Source organism: Mesorhizobium sp. M4B.F.Ca.ET.203.01.1.1 (assembly GCF_004791025.1).
GTDB lineage: Bacteria > Pseudomonadota > Alphaproteobacteria > Rhizobiales > Rhizobiaceae > Mesorhizobium > Mesorhizobium abyssinicae.
On the sequence record NZ_SRUO01000002.1, the window covers coordinates 18,664 to 38,229 of the forward strand.

General features: G+C 60.4%; 19 protein-coding genes. 9 read left to right on the forward strand and 10 right to left on the reverse strand.

From position 1 onward, the window contains the following. The first annotated feature begins 54 nt into the window (after positions 1 to 54). The 4 genes from EN846_RS03520 (at position 55) to EN846_RS03535 (ending at position 2,876) form a co-directional block, all read left to right on the forward strand. A complete protein-coding gene (locus tag EN846_RS03520; RefSeq protein ID WP_245508990.1) occupies positions 55 to 534 on the forward strand; it encodes an inorganic diphosphatase in 480 nt (159 codons plus the stop codon). 165 nt (positions 535 to 699) lie between these two features. Continuing rightward, positions 700 to 1,614, forward strand: coding sequence for a hypothetical protein (locus EN846_RS03525; RefSeq protein ID WP_127391123.1), 915 nt, complete (start codon positions 700 to 702; stop codon positions 1,612 to 1,614). Between the two features lie 50 nt (positions 1,615 to 1,664). Continuing rightward, positions 1,665 to 2,096, forward strand: a complete 432-nt coding sequence (locus EN846_RS03530; protein WP_127391124.1) for a hypothetical protein — start codon at positions 1,665 to 1,667, stop codon at positions 2,094 to 2,096. Positions 2,097 to 2,267: 171 nt separating this feature from the next. Further along, entirely contained in the window at positions 2,268 to 2,876 is a 609-nt protein-coding gene (locus EN846_RS03535) for an alpha-ketoglutarate-dependent dioxygenase AlkB (protein WP_127391138.1), read from the forward strand. A gap of 41 nt (positions 2,877 to 2,917) precedes the next feature. Here EN846_RS03535 and EN846_RS03540 read toward each other — a convergent pair whose 3' ends face one another. Further along, positions 2,918 to 3,931, reverse strand: a complete 1,014-nt coding sequence (locus tag EN846_RS03540) for an ATP-dependent DNA ligase (RefSeq protein ID WP_127391125.1) — start codon at positions 3,929 to 3,931, stop codon at positions 2,918 to 2,920. Continuing rightward, entirely contained in the window at positions 3,925 to 4,356 is a 432-nt protein-coding gene (locus tag EN846_RS03545; protein ID WP_127308755.1) for a GFA family protein, read from the reverse strand. Before EN846_RS03545 ends, EN846_RS03540 begins: the two co-directional genes overlap by 7 nt. A gap of 761 nt (positions 4,357 to 5,117) precedes the next feature. Between EN846_RS03545 and EN846_RS03550 the strand changes: the two genes are divergently transcribed. The 4 genes from EN846_RS03550 (at position 5,118) to EN846_RS34975 (ending at position 8,435) form a co-directional block, all read left to right on the forward strand. Continuing rightward, entirely contained in the window at positions 5,118 to 5,573 is a 456-nt protein-coding gene (locus EN846_RS03550; protein WP_127391126.1) for a hypothetical protein, read from the forward strand. Next, a complete protein-coding gene (locus tag EN846_RS03555; RefSeq protein ID WP_127391127.1) occupies positions 5,570 to 6,790 on the forward strand; it encodes an Nramp family divalent metal transporter in 1,221 nt (406 codons plus the stop codon). The genes EN846_RS03550 and EN846_RS03555 overlap by 4 nt, the downstream gene beginning before the upstream one ends. Further along, positions 6,790 to 7,149 (forward strand): hypothetical protein, encoded by a 360-nt coding sequence (locus EN846_RS03560; RefSeq protein ID WP_127391128.1) that lies wholly within the window; start codon positions 6,790 to 6,792, stop codon positions 7,147 to 7,149. The genes EN846_RS03555 and EN846_RS03560 overlap by 1 nt, the downstream gene beginning before the upstream one ends. A gap of 440 nt (positions 7,150 to 7,589) precedes the next feature. Further along, complete coding sequence (locus EN846_RS34975; RefSeq protein WP_245493267.1) at positions 7,590 to 8,435, forward strand: cytochrome c; 846 nt, start codon at positions 7,590 to 7,592, stop codon at positions 8,433 to 8,435. Between the two features lie 40 nt (positions 8,436 to 8,475). On the opposite strand, the gene EN846_RS03570 is transcribed toward EN846_RS34975, so the two are convergent. The 8 genes from EN846_RS03570 to EN846_RS03600 form a co-directional block, all read right to left on the reverse strand. Further along, on the reverse strand, positions 8,476 to 8,892 hold the full coding sequence (locus EN846_RS03570; RefSeq protein ID WP_127391139.1) for a c-type cytochrome: 417 nt from the start codon (positions 8,890 to 8,892) through the stop codon (positions 8,476 to 8,478). Continuing rightward, positions 8,885 to 9,730, reverse strand: a complete 846-nt coding sequence (locus EN846_RS03575; protein WP_245493266.1) for a cytochrome c oxidase assembly protein — start codon at positions 9,728 to 9,730, stop codon at positions 8,885 to 8,887. The genes EN846_RS03570 and EN846_RS03575 overlap by 8 nt, the downstream gene beginning before the upstream one ends. Before the next feature lie 20 nt (positions 9,731 to 9,750). Next, positions 9,751 to 10,059, reverse strand: a complete 309-nt coding sequence (locus EN846_RS35565; protein WP_135858882.1) for a hypothetical protein — start codon at positions 10,057 to 10,059, stop codon at positions 9,751 to 9,753. Continuing rightward, the gene (locus EN846_RS03580; protein ID WP_127391131.1) at positions 10,056 to 10,658 is read right to left on the reverse strand and encodes a cytochrome c oxidase subunit 3; all 603 of its coding nucleotides are present in this window, start codon (positions 10,656 to 10,658) and stop codon (positions 10,056 to 10,058) included. The genes EN846_RS35565 and EN846_RS03580 overlap by 4 nt, the downstream gene beginning before the upstream one ends. Then, positions 10,655 to 12,565, reverse strand: coding sequence for a cytochrome c oxidase subunit I (ctaD, locus tag EN846_RS03585; protein ID WP_135913799.1), 1,911 nt, complete (start codon positions 12,563 to 12,565; stop codon positions 10,655 to 10,657). The genes EN846_RS03580 and ctaD overlap by 4 nt, the downstream gene beginning before the upstream one ends. After that, complete coding sequence (coxB, locus tag EN846_RS03590; protein WP_127391140.1) at positions 12,562 to 13,521, reverse strand: cytochrome c oxidase subunit II; 960 nt, start codon at positions 13,519 to 13,521, stop codon at positions 12,562 to 12,564. The genes ctaD and coxB overlap by 4 nt, the downstream gene beginning before the upstream one ends. A 29-nt stretch (positions 13,522 to 13,550) precedes the next feature. Further along, the gene (locus tag EN846_RS03595) at positions 13,551 to 14,099 is read right to left on the reverse strand and encodes a cytochrome c (RefSeq protein ID WP_127391141.1); all 549 of its coding nucleotides are present in this window, start codon (positions 14,097 to 14,099) and stop codon (positions 13,551 to 13,553) included. A gap of 74 nt (positions 14,100 to 14,173) precedes the next feature. Further along, positions 14,174 to 16,570 (reverse strand): FdhF/YdeP family oxidoreductase, encoded by a 2,397-nt coding sequence (locus EN846_RS03600; RefSeq protein ID WP_127391133.1) that lies wholly within the window; start codon positions 16,568 to 16,570, stop codon positions 14,174 to 14,176. 659 nt (positions 16,571 to 17,229) lie between these two features. Between EN846_RS03600 and EN846_RS03605 the strand changes: the two genes are divergently transcribed. Next, positions 17,230 to 19,341: a catalase gene (locus EN846_RS03605; RefSeq protein ID WP_127391134.1), complete on the forward strand. Its 2,112-nt coding sequence runs from the start codon at positions 17,230 to 17,232 to the stop codon at positions 19,339 to 19,341. Positions 19,342 to 19,566 lie beyond the last annotated feature (225 nt).

Sequence of the window (19,566 nt, forward strand, 5' to 3'; positions counted from 1 at the left end):
CGCAATGCCCGATTATCTGAAGCTGCCAACCACGACGAACGGGTTGTCAGAGTAGTGATTGAAACACCGCGTGGTGCGGAGGCGAAAATCGCCTACGATCGCGCAACCCGGACCTTCGGTTATGTCCGCCCCTTACCGGTCGGGATGACTTATCCCTACGACTGGGGCTTTATCCCTTCCACCTTGGGCGATGATGGCGATCCCCTCGACGGGCTGGTCATCCACCAGGCGGCTTCCGCTCCTGGCATCGTCATCAAATGCGACCTGTTGGGTGCATTGCGTGTCAAGCAGAAAGACTCCGGTGGCGAGGCCTTGCGCAACGACCGCTATGTCTTCTCTCCACATAGGGAAGATGCTGCCGAACCGGTTGCGGCGGATCGTGTGCCAGATGACCTGCGGCGCGAAATCGAGCAGTTCTTCCTGTCGTCCGTGCTGGGTACGGGCAAGACCATCAAGTTCAAGGGATGGCAGAATGCCGACGAGGCTCGCAGGGCGATCAAGAAGGGCATGAAGGCCTTTGCCGCCTGTAAATGACCCGGCTTACCGCCAACGGAACAGAAGACCTGCAGCGACATTGTTAGATCATCACACACTAACCCACAGGAGGCTTCCATGGGTCGCGGTATCTTGCTCTGGCTGCTCGGCATTCCCATTCCGATCATCATTCTCATCATGCTGTTTGCGCGGTAGGAGGCACAGATGCAGGCAACACTTGTGACCGCCGAGGCCTCTGCACCGACAGAATCCTCATCTTCAGCAGTGAACTGGGGGCCGATCATTGCCGGCGCCTTCGCCGCTTCGACCCTGACAGTCATTCTCCTGTTGTTGGGCTCTGGCCTTGGGCTGAGCATGGTTTCGCCGTGGTCCGGTGCCGGCGCGTCGGCCACGACATTTGCTGTGTCCACCGCAGTCTGGCTGGTGGTCGTGCAATGGCTTTCATCTGGCGTCGGTGGATATCTCACGGGTCGGTTGCGCACCAAATGGGTGGGGATTCATACCGATGAAACCTACTTCCGCGACACAGCTCACGGTTTCCTTGCCTGGGCACTCGCCACGCTTCTTGTTGCGGGAGTTCTCGGCTCAGCGCTTTCGGCGGCATTGGGTTCTGGAGTGCAGGCAGTTTCGACGGTGGCCGCGGGCGCCGCGACCGGGGCTTCGGCCGGTGCCGCAAGCAAGGACGGCTCAGCATTCGACAGCACGTCCTACTATGTGGATGCCTTGTTCCGCCCCGCCGACCTGACCAAGCCCGTCGATGCCAATCCGCAGAACGAAGCTGCAGCGACCGCGCAGGCGTCGCGCATCCTGCTCGCGACTGCTGCGAACGGCGGCGAACTTGCGGCTGACGACAGCGCCTATCTGACGCAACTCGTGGCCGCCCGCACCGGGCTTCCGCAGGCCGATGCCAAGGCTCGGGTAGATGCAATGATGGCCAAGGTGAAGGACGCAAAGATCAAGGCCCAGCAGGCGGCCGACACAGCCAGGAAAGCCGGCGCCACCTTCGCCCTTCTTGGCGCCCTGTCCATGGTGGTAGGCGCCTTTATTGCCAGCGTCGCAGCGGCGCTTGGCGGACGCCAGCGTGACGATGAGGAGGCCACTTATTTAGCCGACCGATAGGCTTGTCGCGAAAACCCCTTGGGTGAATGCTCGATCAACAGGAGCTGATTATGAAACACCAGACCCTCGAACAACTGCAGGCGATCGCGGACGTCAAGCCGCTGGCGCAGAGCCCCGTTATGACCCGGAGGCAACGGATCGAGCGTTGGGCGGAACTGCTCGAGCGGCACCCCGGCCGATGCCTGGGCGCGCTTGCTGGCACCGAACGCCTGCGTCTGGACGCCCGCCAGGCCGCACGAGCCGATGGATCGCCAATTTCAGTTGCCTTGGAAGATCCGCTGCTGAAAGCCGCGGGACTTAGAAACGACACCTATGGAGAGGCCCTTCGCTTCTTCGAGCTCAGCGATTGGCAGTTGCACGAAATCGTCTGCAGCTGTCATGTCGGCGCCACCATGCAAGGCAAATGGGCCGCCGCCAGGGTGCGCAGGACCGTCAATGGCAGCCGCTTCCTGGCTTGGTTGAGGACCCTCCTCTTGCACTGAGTACTGCGGCGCTTGCCATTCAGGCGGCGACCGAAAGGGCAGGGCGGCCAGGCACGGCCACCGGCTGCAAACCATGACGCCTTGGCGTCCACGGCACGGGGGAACGTTAGTATGCGGATCCGCCGCGTCGTAGGCCTTGCGCTCAGGGAGCAGCTTGACCAGCTATTGTGCATGCCATCTCTAAAATCCAAAGCTCTGGCCGGCGTGAATGTTGACCAGCCCGACCTGTTCGCCGCGGCCGATGATCTGCCAGAAGGGTTTCGCTATCAGGCGAACCTTGTCACGGCGGATGAAGAAACGGACCTGCTGCGCCACCTTCAGAGGCTCCCTTTCCAGCCTTTCGATTTCCATGGCCACCTGGCAAATCGGCAGGTGATCGGTTTCGGCCTGCGTTACGACTACGATCGGCGCCAGGTGGTCGAGGCGCCCCCGATACCAGATTTCTTGATGACGCTAAGGCGCAAGGTAGCGACTTTCGGCGGGTTGCCGGAAAGCGCTTTCGAGCAGGTTCTGATCAACGAGTATCGACCGGGCGCGGGCATTGGCTGGCATCGCGACAAGCCGCATTTCGAGACGGTGGCCGGCGTATCTCTTCTTGCTCCCTGCAGCTTCCGACTCCGGCGCAAGAACGGCACGAAATGGGACCGCAAGACAATCATTGTCGAGCCGCGGTCGGCTTACCTCTTGAGCGGCCCGGCGCGCGATGAATGGGAGCACAGCATCCCGCCCCTGACCGAACACCGCTATTCGATTACTTTGCGAACCTTGCGCAAAAAGTGAATGCGCAATGGCAGACAACATTCGTCGCGATTGCTAGGCCACTACTCGATCTGCTCGAACGTGCACTGGCGCGGCGCCTTGTCGGGCCGCCAGCGCAAAAGCCTGGTTCCGTGGCGGAAACGGTCGCTGGTAATATGGTCGAAGCGCACCTCGACGACCAGTTCCGGCCGCACCGGCTCCCATTCGCCGCTGCGTTCCGTGCTCCAGCGGCTTGGCCCGCCCGGCGCCTTGCCTGAGAAGCCGGGTCCGCCGCGCAATTCCTCGAGCTTCACGGTGATCGCCTGCCGATCTTCATTGCTGATGGTCGAAGTGAAGCCGACATGGTCGAGCAAGCCATTGTCGTTATAGAGGCCCAGCAGGAGCGACCCGACCTGGCGCTTGCGGTTCAGGTAGCGGAACCCGCCAACCACGCAGTCTGCGGTGCGCAGCCGCTTGACCTTGACCATCGCACGCTCGCCTGGCCGATAGGGTTGGTCGAGCATCTTGGCGACGACCCCGTCGGTCGAACCGTGGCCAGCACCCTGCAGCCACTTGTTGGCGTTGGCGATACTCGTGGTTGCCGACGAAAGTCGCAGCGCCTCATTCTCCGCCCGAGCGACAAAATCTTCGGTTGCCCCGCGTCGTTCCCGCAACGGCCTTTCGAGAACGATCTTGCCTCCGGGCGCGGCAAGGGTATCGAAGAGGACTATCCGCGCAGGCGTTTGTCTGCTCAGCTTCCGGATACGGCTCTCAGCCGGGTGAAGCCGCATCTGCAGCGCGTCAAACGATGCGCGTCCTTCGATCTCGATTATGATCTCGCCGTCTACGACGAAATCCTGTGCTTCGAGCTCGCCCAGAAGCGCCGTCAGTTCGGGAAAATAGCGGCCAAGCGGCTTGCCGGATTTCGCCCTGAGATCGACCGCCTTTCTTCCTTTGAAGGCAAGGCAGCGAAAGCCATCCCACTTGGGCTCATACTGCCAGATGCCGTTGCCCTCTGGCAGCGTGTCGGCAGTCCGGGCTTCCATCGGCGGCGTGTCCACAGTGAGCGGAAACTCATGATCGGATTCCGCTACCATCGCTCTTCCGTGTCGTGATGCGGCAAGTCAACGCCACAGCAAACCCAGGCAAGCCGCTGCGAGGACCCGTAATTGTATTGCGGTTCCAGACCTTCAGGATTGTCAAAGGTTCCGACATGCAGAGCGACTTCGCCCTCGGCGGCGGCGTAGGAAAGGGTCAACGGAGAACCGCATGCTCCGCAGAATCCCCTCCGGGCGATGGGCGAAGATGTGCGATAGGCAGGCTCCTCGCTGAGCCATGACAGGTTGGACGAGGACGTCCAGGCCAACACGGCGAAGGCGCTGCCGGTCGCGCGGCGGCACATGTCACAGTGACAGTAGTGAACGCGCGGATCGCCAGTCACTCGATAACGGATACTGCCGCAGAGACATCCACCTGTTCGTTCGACGGCGGCGGTCCGGGAGGCAATCTCGACTGTGTCCATCTGGCTTGAACGTTCGAACGGAAATGTGGTTTCCGTCCTACGGTCACATCGAGATCCATTCCATTGTGATGGTGGCGATGGAAGCGGAAAGCATCGCTAAAGAAGTAGCCGAGCGTCTCCTGGGGGCGAAGAGAAATCGATCGCAGCTTTGGCGGAAGCCAGTCTTGGCCCGGGCGGAACCGCCGTCGACCTATCTCTCCACTGAGGTCGTTCCTGTCAGCTGAATTTATGAGACGAGGCGGAACCTTCGCGCCCCGGCAGCTTTACACTCCATGATGAACCAGGAGAGGCCAAACCCAAGCCTGGGATGCGACTTGATCGTCCCGCATTTCCAACCCGGATTGCGATGATGCAGGAGACCGGCGTTGGTACGAGGGGCGACGCCAGCGTGGAAAGGCATATGATGCAGTTCTTCGTATTTCTTCACGACGTGGCCTCTCGTCGAGGGGACGGACTCCACCCCGAACTTGTGCATCTTTTCAGACAACAAGCTGCTTTGTCGGCGCAAGGCGTTGTGACGTTGCGACCCCTTGGCCGAGGTAGAAGCGAGCCGGCCGGTCCCAATCCACACAGGCTTTCGAAATGCAACCTGCCTAGCGATGTCATACCCTTCCCGGGAGGCCGAAATCCTTAGATCGGGATTCGTGATGTCCCTGATAACCAGCTTCAGATCCGATCAGGCAGATGGAGCCGCACCATGCACCCGTTGCCCATCTCTGAATGCTTCAAGCAGACACCATTACTCGGGCTGGCCGGAGGCCATGCCGCTGACTGTAGGCATTGTCGATGACGACTGCTATCGGGTTTGCCGTTCATGCCTGTTGTCGACCATGCTCGCCTTGGCTGCCTGTTCGTCGTCCGGACCCGTCGAGCAGGAATCAAAAATCGCGGCGTCGGCTTCGCAGACAGCGGTGATGGTCATGGACGCCTGGGCCGCCGGCGCGGCTCCTTCAAACTATGCATCGGCCACATTGCAATCGACGGCCGAGGCGCTTGTCGAGGTCGGTCGTCAGATAGAATCTGACAATCCTCCTGAATCCCCCAAGCGGCGCGAGGTCGTAACGGCGGTCGGTCAGCTGTCGGCTGCGGCCAAGGACGCTCAAGCGGGGGTAGAGGCTGGCAACCTGCGGCAAGTGAGTCAGGCGCGGCAGGAACTTCGGGCGGCCACGGCGAACCTGGCCGCCGCCTATGCCAAATATTTCGCGCCGAAATCATGAAGAAGCTGCTCGAAATCTCGCTTGGTATCGTCACCAGCGTTGGCGGCTTTCTTGAAGTCGGATCAATGGCGACAGCCGCGCAAGCCGGCGCCACTTTCGGCTTGCGGCTGATCTGGGCCATCCTCCTCGGCACCATCTGCATCATCTTCCTGGTCGAGATGGCGGGCCGGTTCGCGGCCGTCAGCGGCCACACGATCGCCGACGGAATCCGCGAGAGGTTCGGCTTCAACACCTTCCTATGGCCGTTGCTGGCCACCTTGCTGGTCAATTTCATGGTGATGTCGGCAGAGATCGGCGGCGTTGCCATCGCGGCTGACCTTGCGACAGGGATCGGCTTTCAATGGTGGGCAATACCAGTGGCATTCCTGGCGTGGCTGTTCTTATGGAAAGGCACCTTCGGGTTCATCGAGAAGGGCGTGGCGGTCCTCGGTCTTGTCACGCTCTGCTTCGTGGTCGCGGCGGTGATGCTGAAGCCGGATTGGAAACAGGTTGCGGCTGGCGCCGTGCCGAGCTTGCCGGATCATGACGCTGAAAGCTACTGGTTCATGGCAGTCAGCATTCTGGGCGCGTCGATATCCCCCTACCTCTTCATGTTCTATTCCTCAGGCGCCGTCGAGGACCACTGGGACAAGACCTATCTCGGCACGAATCGCGCAATTGCGGGCCTCGGCATGAGCTTTGGTGGCACCATCTCGGTCAGTGTGCTGATCGTGGCCGCGCTGGTCTTAGGCGAGCACGGAGTTAACCAGGTCGATGATTATCATCAACTGCCACTGCTCCTGATCCCGATATTCGGGTTCTGGGGCTTTGTCCTTTTTGTCGCTTCGCTTGCCATAGCCTGTTTCGGCGCGGCGCTCGAAATCGCCCTGCAGCAGGCCTACCTCGTCGCGCAAGGCTTCGGCTGGACGTGGGGAGAAGACAGGAAACCACGCGAAGATCCCGGCTTCTGCAGCGTCTATACGATCTCGCTGCTTCTTGCCGCCATACCAATAGGCCTTGGCCTCGACCCGCTGAAACTCACGATCTTCTCCATGGCAGTCACGGCAGCCAGCCTGCCCCTGACCGTGGTGCCATTCCTCTTCCTGCTCAACGATGAACGTTATGTCGGCGACCATCGCAACGGCATGATTTCGAATGCCGCGGTGATCTTCGTCATTGCGCTGGGTTTCGTCCTTGCCGTGGTGGCCATACCCTTGCAGATATTCGGAGGCTCGTGATGGATCTGCTGCGCGATCTACTGGACAAACAGGTCGTCGACCGCAGGCAGGTCAAGATCGGAAAGGTGGACGGATTGGTGGCCGAGTTGAGGCACGGCAAACCGCCCAGGATCGTCGCGGTCGAGCTTGGCTCGATCACGCTGGCGCGCCGCCTTGGTTCGCGACCGGGACGCTGGGTGGCCTGGCTCGCGGCAAGGCTTGGCGGCGAACGCCATGCCGAGCCGCACCGCATAGCGTGGAAGAAGGTGCGAAATATCGGTGTCGACATCGAAGTCGACGTTGATGTGCGGCGGACGGCGATCTTCGATTGGCAGGACTGGCTGCGCGATCACATTATCGGCCGCATTCCAGGAGCTTGACCATGGCCTCCGTCAACCTCGAACATCTTGCCGGTCGAAGGGTGCTATCGCTGCGCGGCAAAAGCGTCGGTCACATTGAGGAGATACGCGCCGAGCGTGATGGTGACGATCTCGTCGTAACCGAATTCCACGTCGGCATTTTCGCTGCTTTCGAGCGCCTCTCTGCCTCGGCAATTGGCGTCGCGATGCTGGACTTGTTTGGCTTGCGCCACCGCGACTGCCTGTACCGCATTCCCTGGGAGAAGCTCGATATCTCCGATCCAACCAGACCTCGGCTGCGATGCACCCTCGAGCAACTTTCTCATATGAAGGCGGGAATTGACGGCAAGGGCAAGGCATGGTCGTCCAACAGCTTGCGGCACGTCATGGCGAGCTCAGTGTGGAAAATTGCTCTCACAGTTTTCCTATGTGCAAGCGGCGTTGGTACGGTCTTGTGGTACATGACCGGGGCGCAGCCCCCTTTCTCGAACCAGGATCAGCAATTTGAAGGCCCGGTCGATGTCGCGCATGGTGAGCTCGTCTTCGCGGCAGGGGATTGCGCTTCCTGTCATGCGACACCGGGGCAATCCGATCGCCTAAAGCTGGGCGGCGGGATGGCGCTCGCTTCACCATTCGGCACCTTTCGGCCTCCCAACATATCTCCCGATCCGGTGGATGGCATTGGCGCATGGACCGTCACCGACTTGGCAAATGCACTCCTCGGCGGCGTGTCGCCAGAGCGTCAACACTACTACCCTTCTTTTCCCTACACGAGCTTTACCAGCATGACGGCCGAGGACGTCAGGGACCTGCACGCCTATCTCAGGACGCTTCCCAAGGTTTCGGGGCGTGCGCCACCGCATGATCCTGCGATCCTGTTCGGCATCCGGCGGTCCATGGGCATTTGGAAAATGATGTTCTTTCGCCAAGGCACGACCTCTGCGCGCCTCGACGGAGATCCCGTGCATGATCGCGGCGCGTATCTCGTCGAGTCCGTCTCGCATTGCGCTGAGTGCCATTCGACCCGCAACGCTTTTGGCGCCATCAAGTCGGACACTCGATTTGCCGGTGGCATCGATCCTCAAGGAACGGGATTCGTGCCAAACATCACGCAGCACAGATTGAGCGGATGGACAGAGAACGACATCGCGACGATGCTCAAAACTGGGGAAACGCCCAGCCACGGTCGCGTCGGATCCTCGATGGCCGATGTAGTGACGAATACGGCAATGCTGCCTGACAGCGACCGCCAGGCGATTGCACGTTACATCAAACGTCTGCCACCGATTGCCACGCCGCGCCCTTGAAGCAATTCCAGGGAAAGCATGAAGTGACATTTCATCCGCTTCATTGTGCGTAGAGATACGCTGCGAGGTCTTTGGCTTCCTGTTGCGAGATACCGGTCGCCGGCATCGCAGTCCGCGGGGAGAAGCTCCGGGGCGAAACGATCCATGCGACAAGGTTGTCGGAATTGTTTTCCAGTACGCCCGCGATGTACAGCCGCTTCGACAGCCCAGTGAGAGGCGCGCCTGTCTGGCCGTCGGCTCCCGGTATCCCCTCAATAGTGTGGCAGCCGGAGCAGCCGTATCGTCGGAAGATTTCCGGTGCGCGTGCGGGATCGCCGTCGGTGATCGCTTTGGCTACGGCCGCCCGGCTGTGGTTGTCGCGCGCGATATTGATTGTGGCAAAAGCGGCCGATGCCGCGACGAGGGCAATGCCTATTAATGCGGTCCGGCCTGAGAGAGGTGTCGGCTGGTCAGGCATTTTGAGCTCTTCGTTCACTCGATCCCAGAATCCAGAGCGCAAGCATCGCCATTGCCGCCACCGCATAGATCGTGCCGGCGGGCACCCACATGATCATGCCCGCCAATTGCTGGTCTTCCAGAGGCGTCAGCCCCCAGGCCATGGCGGTGCGGGTCTGCGCGATGTAGAGCACGCGTGGAGCGAGAGCGATCAAGGCACCCAGAATACTCGTGTGAACCATGGTCGCGAACAGATGCCAGGCCGAGGCGCCGTAATCACTCCGCCAGATCATCGCCCACCAGAACAATATCGCTGTCACAAAGAAGCAAAGATGCTGGACGCGATGCAGGGCAGTGTTGGTGACGGCCGCGTCGAACAATACCGGCAGGTGCCAGGCCCAGATCGCGAAGCCATGAACGATGGTCGCATTCAAGGTGCCCGTACACCAGTCCCACGGACCGCGAACCAGGGGCGAACACATCCCTGATGCAGCCACGCGACGCGCTCGTCCTGGCAGCCCCCACATCAGGATGCCAACCGGGCGCGCAAGCACGATCAAAGGTGCCGAGACGGCCATGACCATCTCGTGCTCGATCATATGGAATGTATAAAGGTGCTCACCTAGCCAGTGAAGCGGCGACAGCAGCGCCGCCGCCAGTGTCAGCCAGCCGCTACAGTAGAGCAAAGCGCGCATGAGCATGCCGCCGGGTTGCCGCGCGCGCCGTGCCAGCCTTGTCACGCCCGCTCCGTAGAGTAGTGCAAGCATCGCAAGTGGCACGACGATCCACGGGTCAAAGGTCCAGGGATAGCCAGAACCATGGGTCTCGTCGCCGTGCGCCATTGCCGGGGAAGCGATCATGAAGAAGAACAGTATGCGGATCAGCGCTGGCATGGGTCGAGCAGCATCGTGGCCGCCTCCTGCAACGACAACGCAAAGACAAACGCCAGTGCGACCAGGAAACCTGCGTCAACGACAAATCGCTTCGATTTGACCAATCCGTTTGACGTCACCCGAGATGCGGCGACGCCGGCGACCGACGCAACGAGAAGGATGCCGCACAAGGCGGCGGTCCAGGAAAAACTTTGCCGGCAATCGATGTAGGGTGTGATCTGCCCAAGCTGGGTGCTGAGCGCCCAGCTTATGGGCGGCACAAGGAGTCCAGCGTTTGGGAGCCAACTTTTGGTCAAAGCCGTGGAGCCCAATAGAGGCAGGCATACATTGGCAACCAGGTCGCCACGACGAAGTTCCAGTACATCACATTGTCGCTGACATCCCCAAAGCGCCGCGGATTGTCGCCATGCCGCGAAAACATCAGGCAAGTCAGCACCAATGTCTCCACCAGATCGGTCAGGATGTGGGTGGTGTGCAGGCCGAGCATGACCCACACGATCGAGCCGTAGGCATTCTGATCCCACTGGATATGCATCGCCGGAAACTCGAAGGCACGCAGGACAAGCGGCGCTATTCCGATCAGGGACATGATGATCAGCCCGATACGCACCTTCCGCAAGTCCTGGTCACGCGCCCAGCGTGCCAACAAGATGTTCGGAAACAAGCTCGCCACCAGCAAAACCGTCAGCGTCGTCCCAGGCAGCAGATCGGGCGGCGGGGCATCCGGAGGCCAGCGTGGTGCCAGGCTCATGAGATAGAGGTAGACGACGATGGAAAGCGCAAAGCCAGTGGCTTCAATAAGCATGAATGCGAGCGTCCCCCACCAGGACAAGCTCGCGGTGCCGAGGCCATGCGGGGGAAGGTCCGTCAGGTCAAGCACCACGCCTTCCTTCATGACTCGTCCTCCGGCACGCCCTTGGGCCAGAACCAGCCAATGAGTGCAATCGCGATTGGTATCGATCCCCAGACCACCGCCCAAGGTGTGAATATCGACCAGATCAGCGTCGCGGTGGTGGCGATTGCCGCCAATAGCGGCCAGATCGAATCCCCGGATGACGCTTCACGCGCCTCCGGGGTCGCTTCAACGATGCTGCTGACCAACAGCTCACGACGGTCGACGCGCAGGCCCGCAGCAACGGGAAGGACATCTCGGCGGTCCGACAGGGGATCAAGGCCGCCGACCACCGGTAGCCGGGCGAAGTTGTACGGCGGTGGTGGGGACGAGGTGGCCCATTCGAGCGTCGAGGCCTCCCAAGGGTTGGACGACGCGACGGCGCCTGTCCTCGCACTGCGTATGACGTCGATGAAAAACAAAAGAAAGCCGCCAGCAAGGATGACCGCGCTGAGGCTGATGAACATATTCAGGCCGGACCATGGCATCTCTGGCTGGTAGGTGTAGATCCGGCGCGGCATGCCCTGCAGGCCGAGGATATGCATGGGAAAAAAAGTCAGGTTGAAGCCCACGAAGATCAGGCCGAACACCCAGCGTCCGCGTGTCTCGCTCATCAACCGCCCAGTCAGCTTCGGGAACCAGTAGTAGAGCGCACCGAGCAAAGGAAAGACCGCGCCGCCGACCAGGACGTAGTGAAAATGCGCGACGACGAAATAGGTGTCGTGGACTTGGGTGTCGAACGGCACAGACGCCACCATCACTCCGGTCAGACCACCGATGACGAAGGTGACGATGAACCCGATTGCGAACAAGAATGGCGTCGTGAAGATCGGTCTGCCTGCCCATATCGTCGCGAGCCAACAGAATATCTGCAGTCCCGCCGGAACCGCGATCGCCATGCTCGAGGCGGTGAAAAAGCTCTCTCCCAACCGGGGAAGGCCGGCCACGAACATATGATGGACCCAAAGCCCAAAGGCCAGGATACCTGTGGCGATCAATGCCATCACCATGGCCAGATAGCCGAACACCGGCCGACGCGTAAACGTCGCGACGATTGTCGATACCATCCCCACCGCCGGCAGGAAGATGATGTAAACCTCCGGGTGTCCGAAAAACCAGAACAGGTGTTGCCATAGCAGTACATCGCCGCCTTCGGCCGGATTGAAGAAATGTGTCTCGACCAGTCGGTCGAGAATAAGGGCCGTGCTTGCGACCATGATCGCTGGCATCGCTAGGATGACAACAAACGACGTGACCAGCATCGACCAGACGAACAACGGGATACGGTCGAGAGACATTCCTGGCGCGCGGTGCTTGAAGACAGTCACGACGATCTCGACGGCTACAGCGAGCGCGGAGACTTCGGTGAAGGTGATCATCTGCGCCCAGATGTCGGCCCGCTTTCCCGCCGCGTATTGGGGACCGGAGAGCGGGACATAGGCGAACCAGCCGACATCCGGTCCGGTATCGAGCACAAAGGCGATCCATAGAAGCAAGCCGCCGGCGAGATACATCCAATAAGAGAATGCATTGAGACGCGGAAAGGCGATGTTTCTGGTCCCAACCATCAAGGGCACGAGGTAGACCGCCATCGCTTGCATGACGGGCACGGCGAACAGGAACATCATGTTCGTGCCGTGCATGGTGAAAAGCTGGTTGTAGCGATCGGGCCCGATGAAGCGAGCTTCGGGTTGCGCCAGTTGCAATCGCATTAGCAGGGACAGCAATCCGCCAAGCGCCAGGAAGACAAAGGCAGTGGTGATGTAGCGTCGGCCGATGACTTTGTGATCGACCGTGGCAAGGGCACCCCACACGCCCGGCGTTGTCGACCAGATCGCCGCAAGTCGACGGTCGATTTCAGCAGCGTCGAATGCTGTGTCACGAAGCGCGCCGGCATTTCTTGACGTCATTTCAGGCTCTCCATGTAGGCGGAGATATTTTGCAGCTCGACGCTGGTCAGCGGCACCATCGGCATATTGTTCCCGGGTTTGAGCGTCTGGGGATCGGCAATCCAGGCCGCCAACGAACCACGCGTGGTTTCCAGCAGCCCGGCCGCGATCGTCTGACGTCCGCCGATGTGAGTGAGGTCTGGTCCGGTCGTGCCTTTGGCCGCCGTACCGCGTACCGTGTGGCAGGCCGAACAGGGCTTGGCCAGAAAAGCCACTTGCCCAGCGGCCGCATCCGGATCGGCCGGCGTCAATGCATCACCACGTTGCGACGCAGCCCAGCGTTCAAAGTCGGCCGGCGCCTCGGCGATCACCAGGACTGCCATGTGGCTGTGCTGCAAGCCGCAGAATTCCGCGCATTGGCCCCGATACGCCCCCGGCTTTTCGGCACGCAGCAGCAAACTGTTGGACCGGCCCGGGACAACGTCTTGCTTTCCGGCGAGGCTTGGCACCCAGAACGAATGGATGACATCGACGCCTTCAAGCCGGACCTGGACATCCGTCCCCACGGGGATGTGGATTTCGTTGGCCGTCTGAAAGCCGCGCGACGCATCGGAGCCGGCGTAGAATACCTGCCACCACCATTGCTGTCCCCGCACCGTGATCGTGAGGGCCGCGCTCCCCGGAACACCAATGTTGCGGGTGGTGTAGAAGCTTGCAATCGTCAGACCGGCAATGATGACAACGCTGGCCGCGACCGCCGCGAACACCACTGTTGTCAGCCGGCCCTCGGAGTTTGCGTCTTCCGCTCCGGCGCGGCGGCTCCGCAGGAGCGCCAAGCCAAGCACGACGATCACCACGATCCAGATCACCGTGCACACGGCGACTATACCGATGATCAGGTGTTCGACATGAATTGCAGGACCGCCGTGCGGATCAAGCGCGGACTGCTTGCCGCTGCAGGCAGATGCAACAGCCATGATTGAAAGCAGAATAAGGCGAACATTTCTCAAGGCGAGGGTCCCTGATCCGGGTGGACGCCTACTGGTCCCTCGTCGAAAAGGATTATCGCCGGACCGCGATTCTCGGCCGGGCGAGTTTGTTTGTCGTCGTTGCGACTGGGTGCCGCCACCTTCGGGCTGTAGGAACCGATCGTCTGGACATATCCCGCAAGCTGCCAAATTTGCTCGATGGTCAGGCGGTCGCGAAACGCGGGCATACCGTGCGGGCGGCCGTCACGAATGGAAGCCACGATGGAAACCATCTCAGGCCCATAAAGCCACCAGCCATCGAGGAAGGACGGACCGACCCCGCCGCGACCGTCACCATGACAGGTACCGCAACCGAACCAGGCATAAAGCCGCTTGCCCTGGCTTAGATTGTAGGCGTCAGCCTCGTATGGCTTGCCAAGTGCGAAATAGCTCTCGGGCGGCGTGCCCCCGATGCCGTTGGACATGAGGCGGAACCAGTCGAGATCAGCTGCAACCGGCGGTTCGAAACGGAGCTCTCTTGGCTGCCGCAAATAGCCAAGCACCCCACCTGCGCTGGCGAGGGACAGGAGAACCGCAACCGCCAGGACCGACTTCGCAATGCTGAAAACCCTCTCTGTCAAGCGTTCCTCTGCCCTGGGGGTCAACCAACGGGAGTTAGGTGTGATCGGCTGAGACGGACTGGCAAAAGCTTGTAGGACGGCGTCTTCGACTTCGGGTCGTGATGCGCCAAGGGAAAGAGAGGGTTGGTTTCGGGATAATACGCCCCGCAACAGCCCTTCGGGATATTGTAGGGAACGATCTTCAGACCGGTGACCGTGCGGGCGACATTGTCATCGATCGCCGTGGTCACATCGACGATCTCCCCATCGGCGAAGCCTAGTCGGAGGATGTCTTCCCCGTTCATGAATATAATTCGGCGCGTGCCTTCAACGCCGCGAAAGCGGTCACTGTAGCCGTAGATCGTGGTGTTGAACTGATCGTTGGATCGCAGCGTTGCAAGGTGCAGAACGTCGGCCCTGCCAGAGGTTGAGAATTCAGGAAAGAGTTTGGCTGGCGTGATGAAATTTGCCTTTCCGCTTTTGGTCACCCACTTGCGTTCGCGTGCCGGCAGCGGCCTGGCAAAGCCACCCGGTTTGAACATCCGCTCGTTGAAGTCCTTGAAGGTTTCCGGGTACGTCCGCTCGATGGCGTTTCGTATCTCGGCGTAGTTGCCGACCCAGGTGTCCCACGGAACCTTGGTTTCGCCGAGCGTGGCCTTGGCTATCCCGGCGATGATTGCAGGCTCCGATAGCAGCGCGGTACTGGCGGGCCTAGCTTTGCCGCGCGATCCGTGGAAATGGGCAATGGAACTTTCGATGGACACGGCCTGCGGTCCCGTCGCTTGCTGGTCGAGTTCGATGCGACCGAGGCAGGGCAGGAGATATGCAATCTCGCCATGCAATACGTGGCTGCGGTTAAGCTTGGTCGCGATCTGCACGCTCAGACGCAGTTTGCGCCACCCCTCTTCCATGGCGGCGGTATCAGGCACCGCTTTCAAGAAGTTCCCGCCAAGGCCGATGAAGGCGCGGGACTGGCCGTTCATGATGGCTTCGCAGGTTTCGACTGTGGTTCGGCCCGTCCAGCGCGGCGGCTCGAACCCGTAAAGTTCGGAAAGCTTGTCCAGCGGCGCCAGCCCGGGCTTTTCGGTAATCCCGACGGTGCGTTGTCCCTGAACATTGGAATGGCCGCGTACGGCGCAGATATTGGCTCCAGGCTTGCCAATGTTCCCCCGCAGGAGTGCGAGATTGCAAACCATATGGACGTTCTGGACACCCATGAGGTGCTGCGTCAGCCCCATGCCGTATACCATCATGACGGCATCGGATTTCGCATAGGTGGCCGCTGCTTGCATCATCTGGTCGCGGCTGAGCCCGGATACACGCTCCAATTCGCTCCATTTGTGATCGCGGGCAGCTTGGGCAAATTCCTCGAATCCGGCAGTATGCTGCTTGATGAAATCATGATCGAGCACGTGCTTTTTGTCGGCTGAAGCCATCGAGGCGGCGAAAGCGACCATCGCCGCATTGTTCGGGTCCTTCTGCTTGCCGTCCTCTCCCGCCACGCGCCTGTCTCCAGATGCCTTCAGGGCGTCGTCGGCTTCGATGAGCGCCTTGCAGACGCCGAACAACGCCGCGATGTCGCCGCCATTGTTGACCTGATAATATTCCGAGGAAATCTGCGTCTCTTTCCCGGTCAGCATCTGGGCTGGCGACTGCGGGTTGACGAAGCGTTCCAAGCCGCGTTCGCGCAGCAGATTGAAGGTGATGATCTTCACGCCACGATTGACGGCATCCTGAAGGTCGTGGAGCAGGCGAGGTGACGACGTACCCACGTTTTGCGCGATATAGAAAATACAGTCGGTGTTTTCAAAGTCCGACAAAATAGCCGTGCCGACAGAGGCGCCGATGCTTTCTGGAAGCGCCACCGAGGAGCTCTCGTGGCACATGTTGGAGCTGTCAGGCAGGTTGTTGCTGCCGTACATGCGCGCGAACAACTGGTACATGTAGCTCGCTTCGAGCGACGCTCGGCCGGAGGTGTAGAGGTCGACCTGATGCGGATCGAGCGCGCGAAGCTCCCTGCCGATCTCCTCGAACGCCTCTGACCACGCCACCGGGACATATTTGTCACTGGCCGCGTCCCAGCGCAGCGGCTGGGTCAGCCGGCCCTGTTCCTCCAGATCATGATCTGGCCAAAGCTCCAGTTCGCTCAGCGGCTTTCCGGCGAAGAATTCGGGGTCGGCCCTGCGGGAGGTGATTTCCCACGCGGTCGCCTTCGCGCCGTTTTCGCAGAATTCGAGTGGATGCGGTTGTGAAGGTTTTGCCCAGGCGCAACTGACACACATGTAGCCTTCCGGCCGGTTCTGGGTCGAAAGCAATCTTGGTCCTTTCAAGGGGACGCGTTCTCTCAAAATGATCGCAGCCACGGATTTGGCTGAACCCCAGCCGCCGGCCGGCCCGCTGTAGGGCTTGGAAATGGCCGAGCTAGTCTTCAATGTCATTTTTAACCCCATCTGCCTGAGGCAGGCCAGGCTTCTCCTCAAGTGGAGCATGTAATCGTCTTGCTCCAAGGCGCGCGAACGGCCACGCTCCCACCTCATGGTGATTGATGTCCTGCGCCGACTTGCGTCGAGTTCCCCGGCGCCCCTGGCCTGGTATAGCGTTCAGGAGGAAGCTCGCGTGCAGCGGGGCGTACGCCTCTGGGTTTTTCATAACCCGCCTTCTCAGGTCTCCGAACCTATGTTCCAAGCGTCCCAGATAACGCAAGCGCGCCGCACACGTTCCCGCGAGCCAGGTAGGCGGCGGGACGAGAGATCAACGTGCCGATCGAGGTGAGCACGCTCATAGATTGGGTGATTTGCCATCACCAAGAACCTTCGACTGCGACGCTGGTTCCCCGAGGAGATTTCGTGGACATCGGTCGCATTGGCTAGTCGGCTAGGCGCAGGACGGCTAGTGCCGTCGACGCAGGGGCAAGCGGCGGCTTCCGACGAGACCGGCTGCCCCCGCGGATCCCAAAGCCTCTTGCGCTCCATTCAACGAAAAACTCGACGTGCTCGAGATGCGAGACCTTTCCGCAGGTCTGGAGTTTTCAGGAACCTAGAGTGCACCCCGGCATTGAGAGAGTTCAACCTGCTCCTCGATCCTTGGGAAAATCACAATGGTAAAGACGGCAAAACGGCCCTCAGGCAAGTCCGCGATAATCCATGACCAAAAGCTTGTGCGGGGCAATGGGGGAGAGCTTCACCAGATCGCAGGGGATGACAACGCAGTGCTCACCACTGCGCAGGGCGGCTTGGTCTCGGATGACCAGAACTCGCTGAGGATCGGCGAGCGGGGGCCGACGGTCCTGGAAGATTTCCACTTCCGCGAGAAGATTTTCCACTTCGACCACGAGCGGATTCCCGAGCGTGTCGTGCATGCTCGTGGCTACGGCGCGCACGGCTATTTCGAAACCTATGACTCGCTCGCCAAATACACCCGCGCCGACATCTTTCAGCGCGCCGGCGAGAAGACGCCGGCCTTCGTCCGGTTCTCCACCGTTGCCGGATCCAAGGGCTCGTTCGATCTGGCGCGCGACGTCCGGGGCTTCGCGGTCAAGCTCTACACCAAAGAAGGGAACTGGGACATCGTCGGCAATAACATCCCGGTCTTCTTCATCCAGGACGCCATCAAGTTTCCGGACATGGTGCATGCCGTCAAGGAGGAGCCGGACCGGGCCTTTCCCCAAGCCCAGTCCGCGCATGACAATTTCTGGGATTTTATTTCGCTGACGCCCGAATCCATGCACATGATCATGTGGGTGATGTCGGATCGCGCTATCCCGCGCTCCTTCCGATTCATGGAAGGGTTCGGGGTGCACACCTTTCGCTTCCTGAACGCGAAGGATGAGTCGACCTTCGTCAAGTTTCACTGGAAGCCGAAGCTTGGCTTGCAGTCGGTGGTCTGGAACGAGGCCGTGAAGATCAACGGCGCCGATCCGGATTTCCATCGCCGCGATCTGTGGCAGGCAATCCAGTCGGGCAATTTCCCTGAGTGGGAGCTGCGGGTTCAGCTCTTCGACCAGGCCTTCGCCGACAGTTTCGCTTTTGACGTCCTGGATCCGACGAAGATCATTCCGGAGGAAGAGCTCGAGCCAATTCCTGTCGGTCGCCTCGTTCTCGACCGCATGCCGGACAATTTCTTTGCCGAGACCGAGCAGGTAGCATTCATGACGCAAAACGTTCCACCTGGCGTCGACTTCTCGAACGACCCGCTGCTTCAGGGGCGGAACTTCTCGTATCTGGACACGCAGCTGAAACGCCTTGGCAGTGCGAACTTCACCCATATTCCGATCAATGCGCCCAAATGTCCTTTCCACCACTTCCAGCAAGATGGGCATATGGCAATGCGCAACCCTGTTGGCCGGGCGAACTACCAGCCGAACTCTTTCGGAGAAGGACCCAGGGAGTCACCACAGCGCGGATTTCGGTCTTTTGCGGACGCGGAGGAAGGCCAGAAAGTCCGCCTGCGGGCGGAAAGTTTCGCCGATCACTACAGCCAGGCGCGGCAATTCTTCAACAGCCAGACGCCACCCGAACAACGTCACATCGCAATGGCTTTGACCTTCGAACTGAGCAAGGTGGAGACCCCAGTCATCCGCGAGCGGATGGTCTCGCATCTCCTCAATATCGACGAAGGATTGGGCGTGACCGTCGCTGGCAAGCTCGGCATACAAGAAATGCCCAAGCCGGCGGATGCCGCTGTCGTGCCAAGGGACGATCTCGAACCCTCACCGGCGCTCAGCATAATCGAGAATGGGCCAGCCAGTTTCGCGGGACGCAAGGTCGGCGTGCTGGTGAGTTCCGGCACCGATGCCGCGTTGCTGAAGAAGCTGCAATCGGCGATTGAGAAGGAAGGTGCGACGATAGAGGTGGTTGCCCCGAAAGTCGGCGGTGTCGAAGCCGGGGATGGAAGCTGGATCGAAGCCAGGCATATGATCGACGGAGGACCCTCCGTCCTGTTCGATGCCATAGCTGTCCTGTTGTCGGAAGAGGGAGCAGATCGGCTAGCCAGAGAGTCAGCAGCGCGGGACTTCGTGGCGGACGCCTTTGCTCATCTCAAGTTCATCGCCTTTGTCCAGTCTTCCTCCCCGCTTTTTGTCAAAGCCGGGGTTGCAACCGACGCAGACGAAGGGCTGATATCGCTCGACGGAGTGAGCGGGATAAACACGTTCGTGCAATCCTGCCGGAGACTGCGTCTCTGGGGGAGGGAACCGGCCGTCAAGCTCTAGAAGAGGGTGGGGACGACTGTTGTCTCGGTGAGACTTTCCCTGCATCTCAGCTCAGAAACAGTTCCCTCGGCATCCACTTGGGCACCATCGAAGCGGCACGGTAAGCGCCTTGGCACAGGGCGCTAGCGACCCCGCGCGCGGCTCGGCGGATGAGTCGCAGGAATCGATCTCGCTAATTTAGTGAAAACGGATGGAACCTGATGGTCGCCGGTAAGTTCGATATCC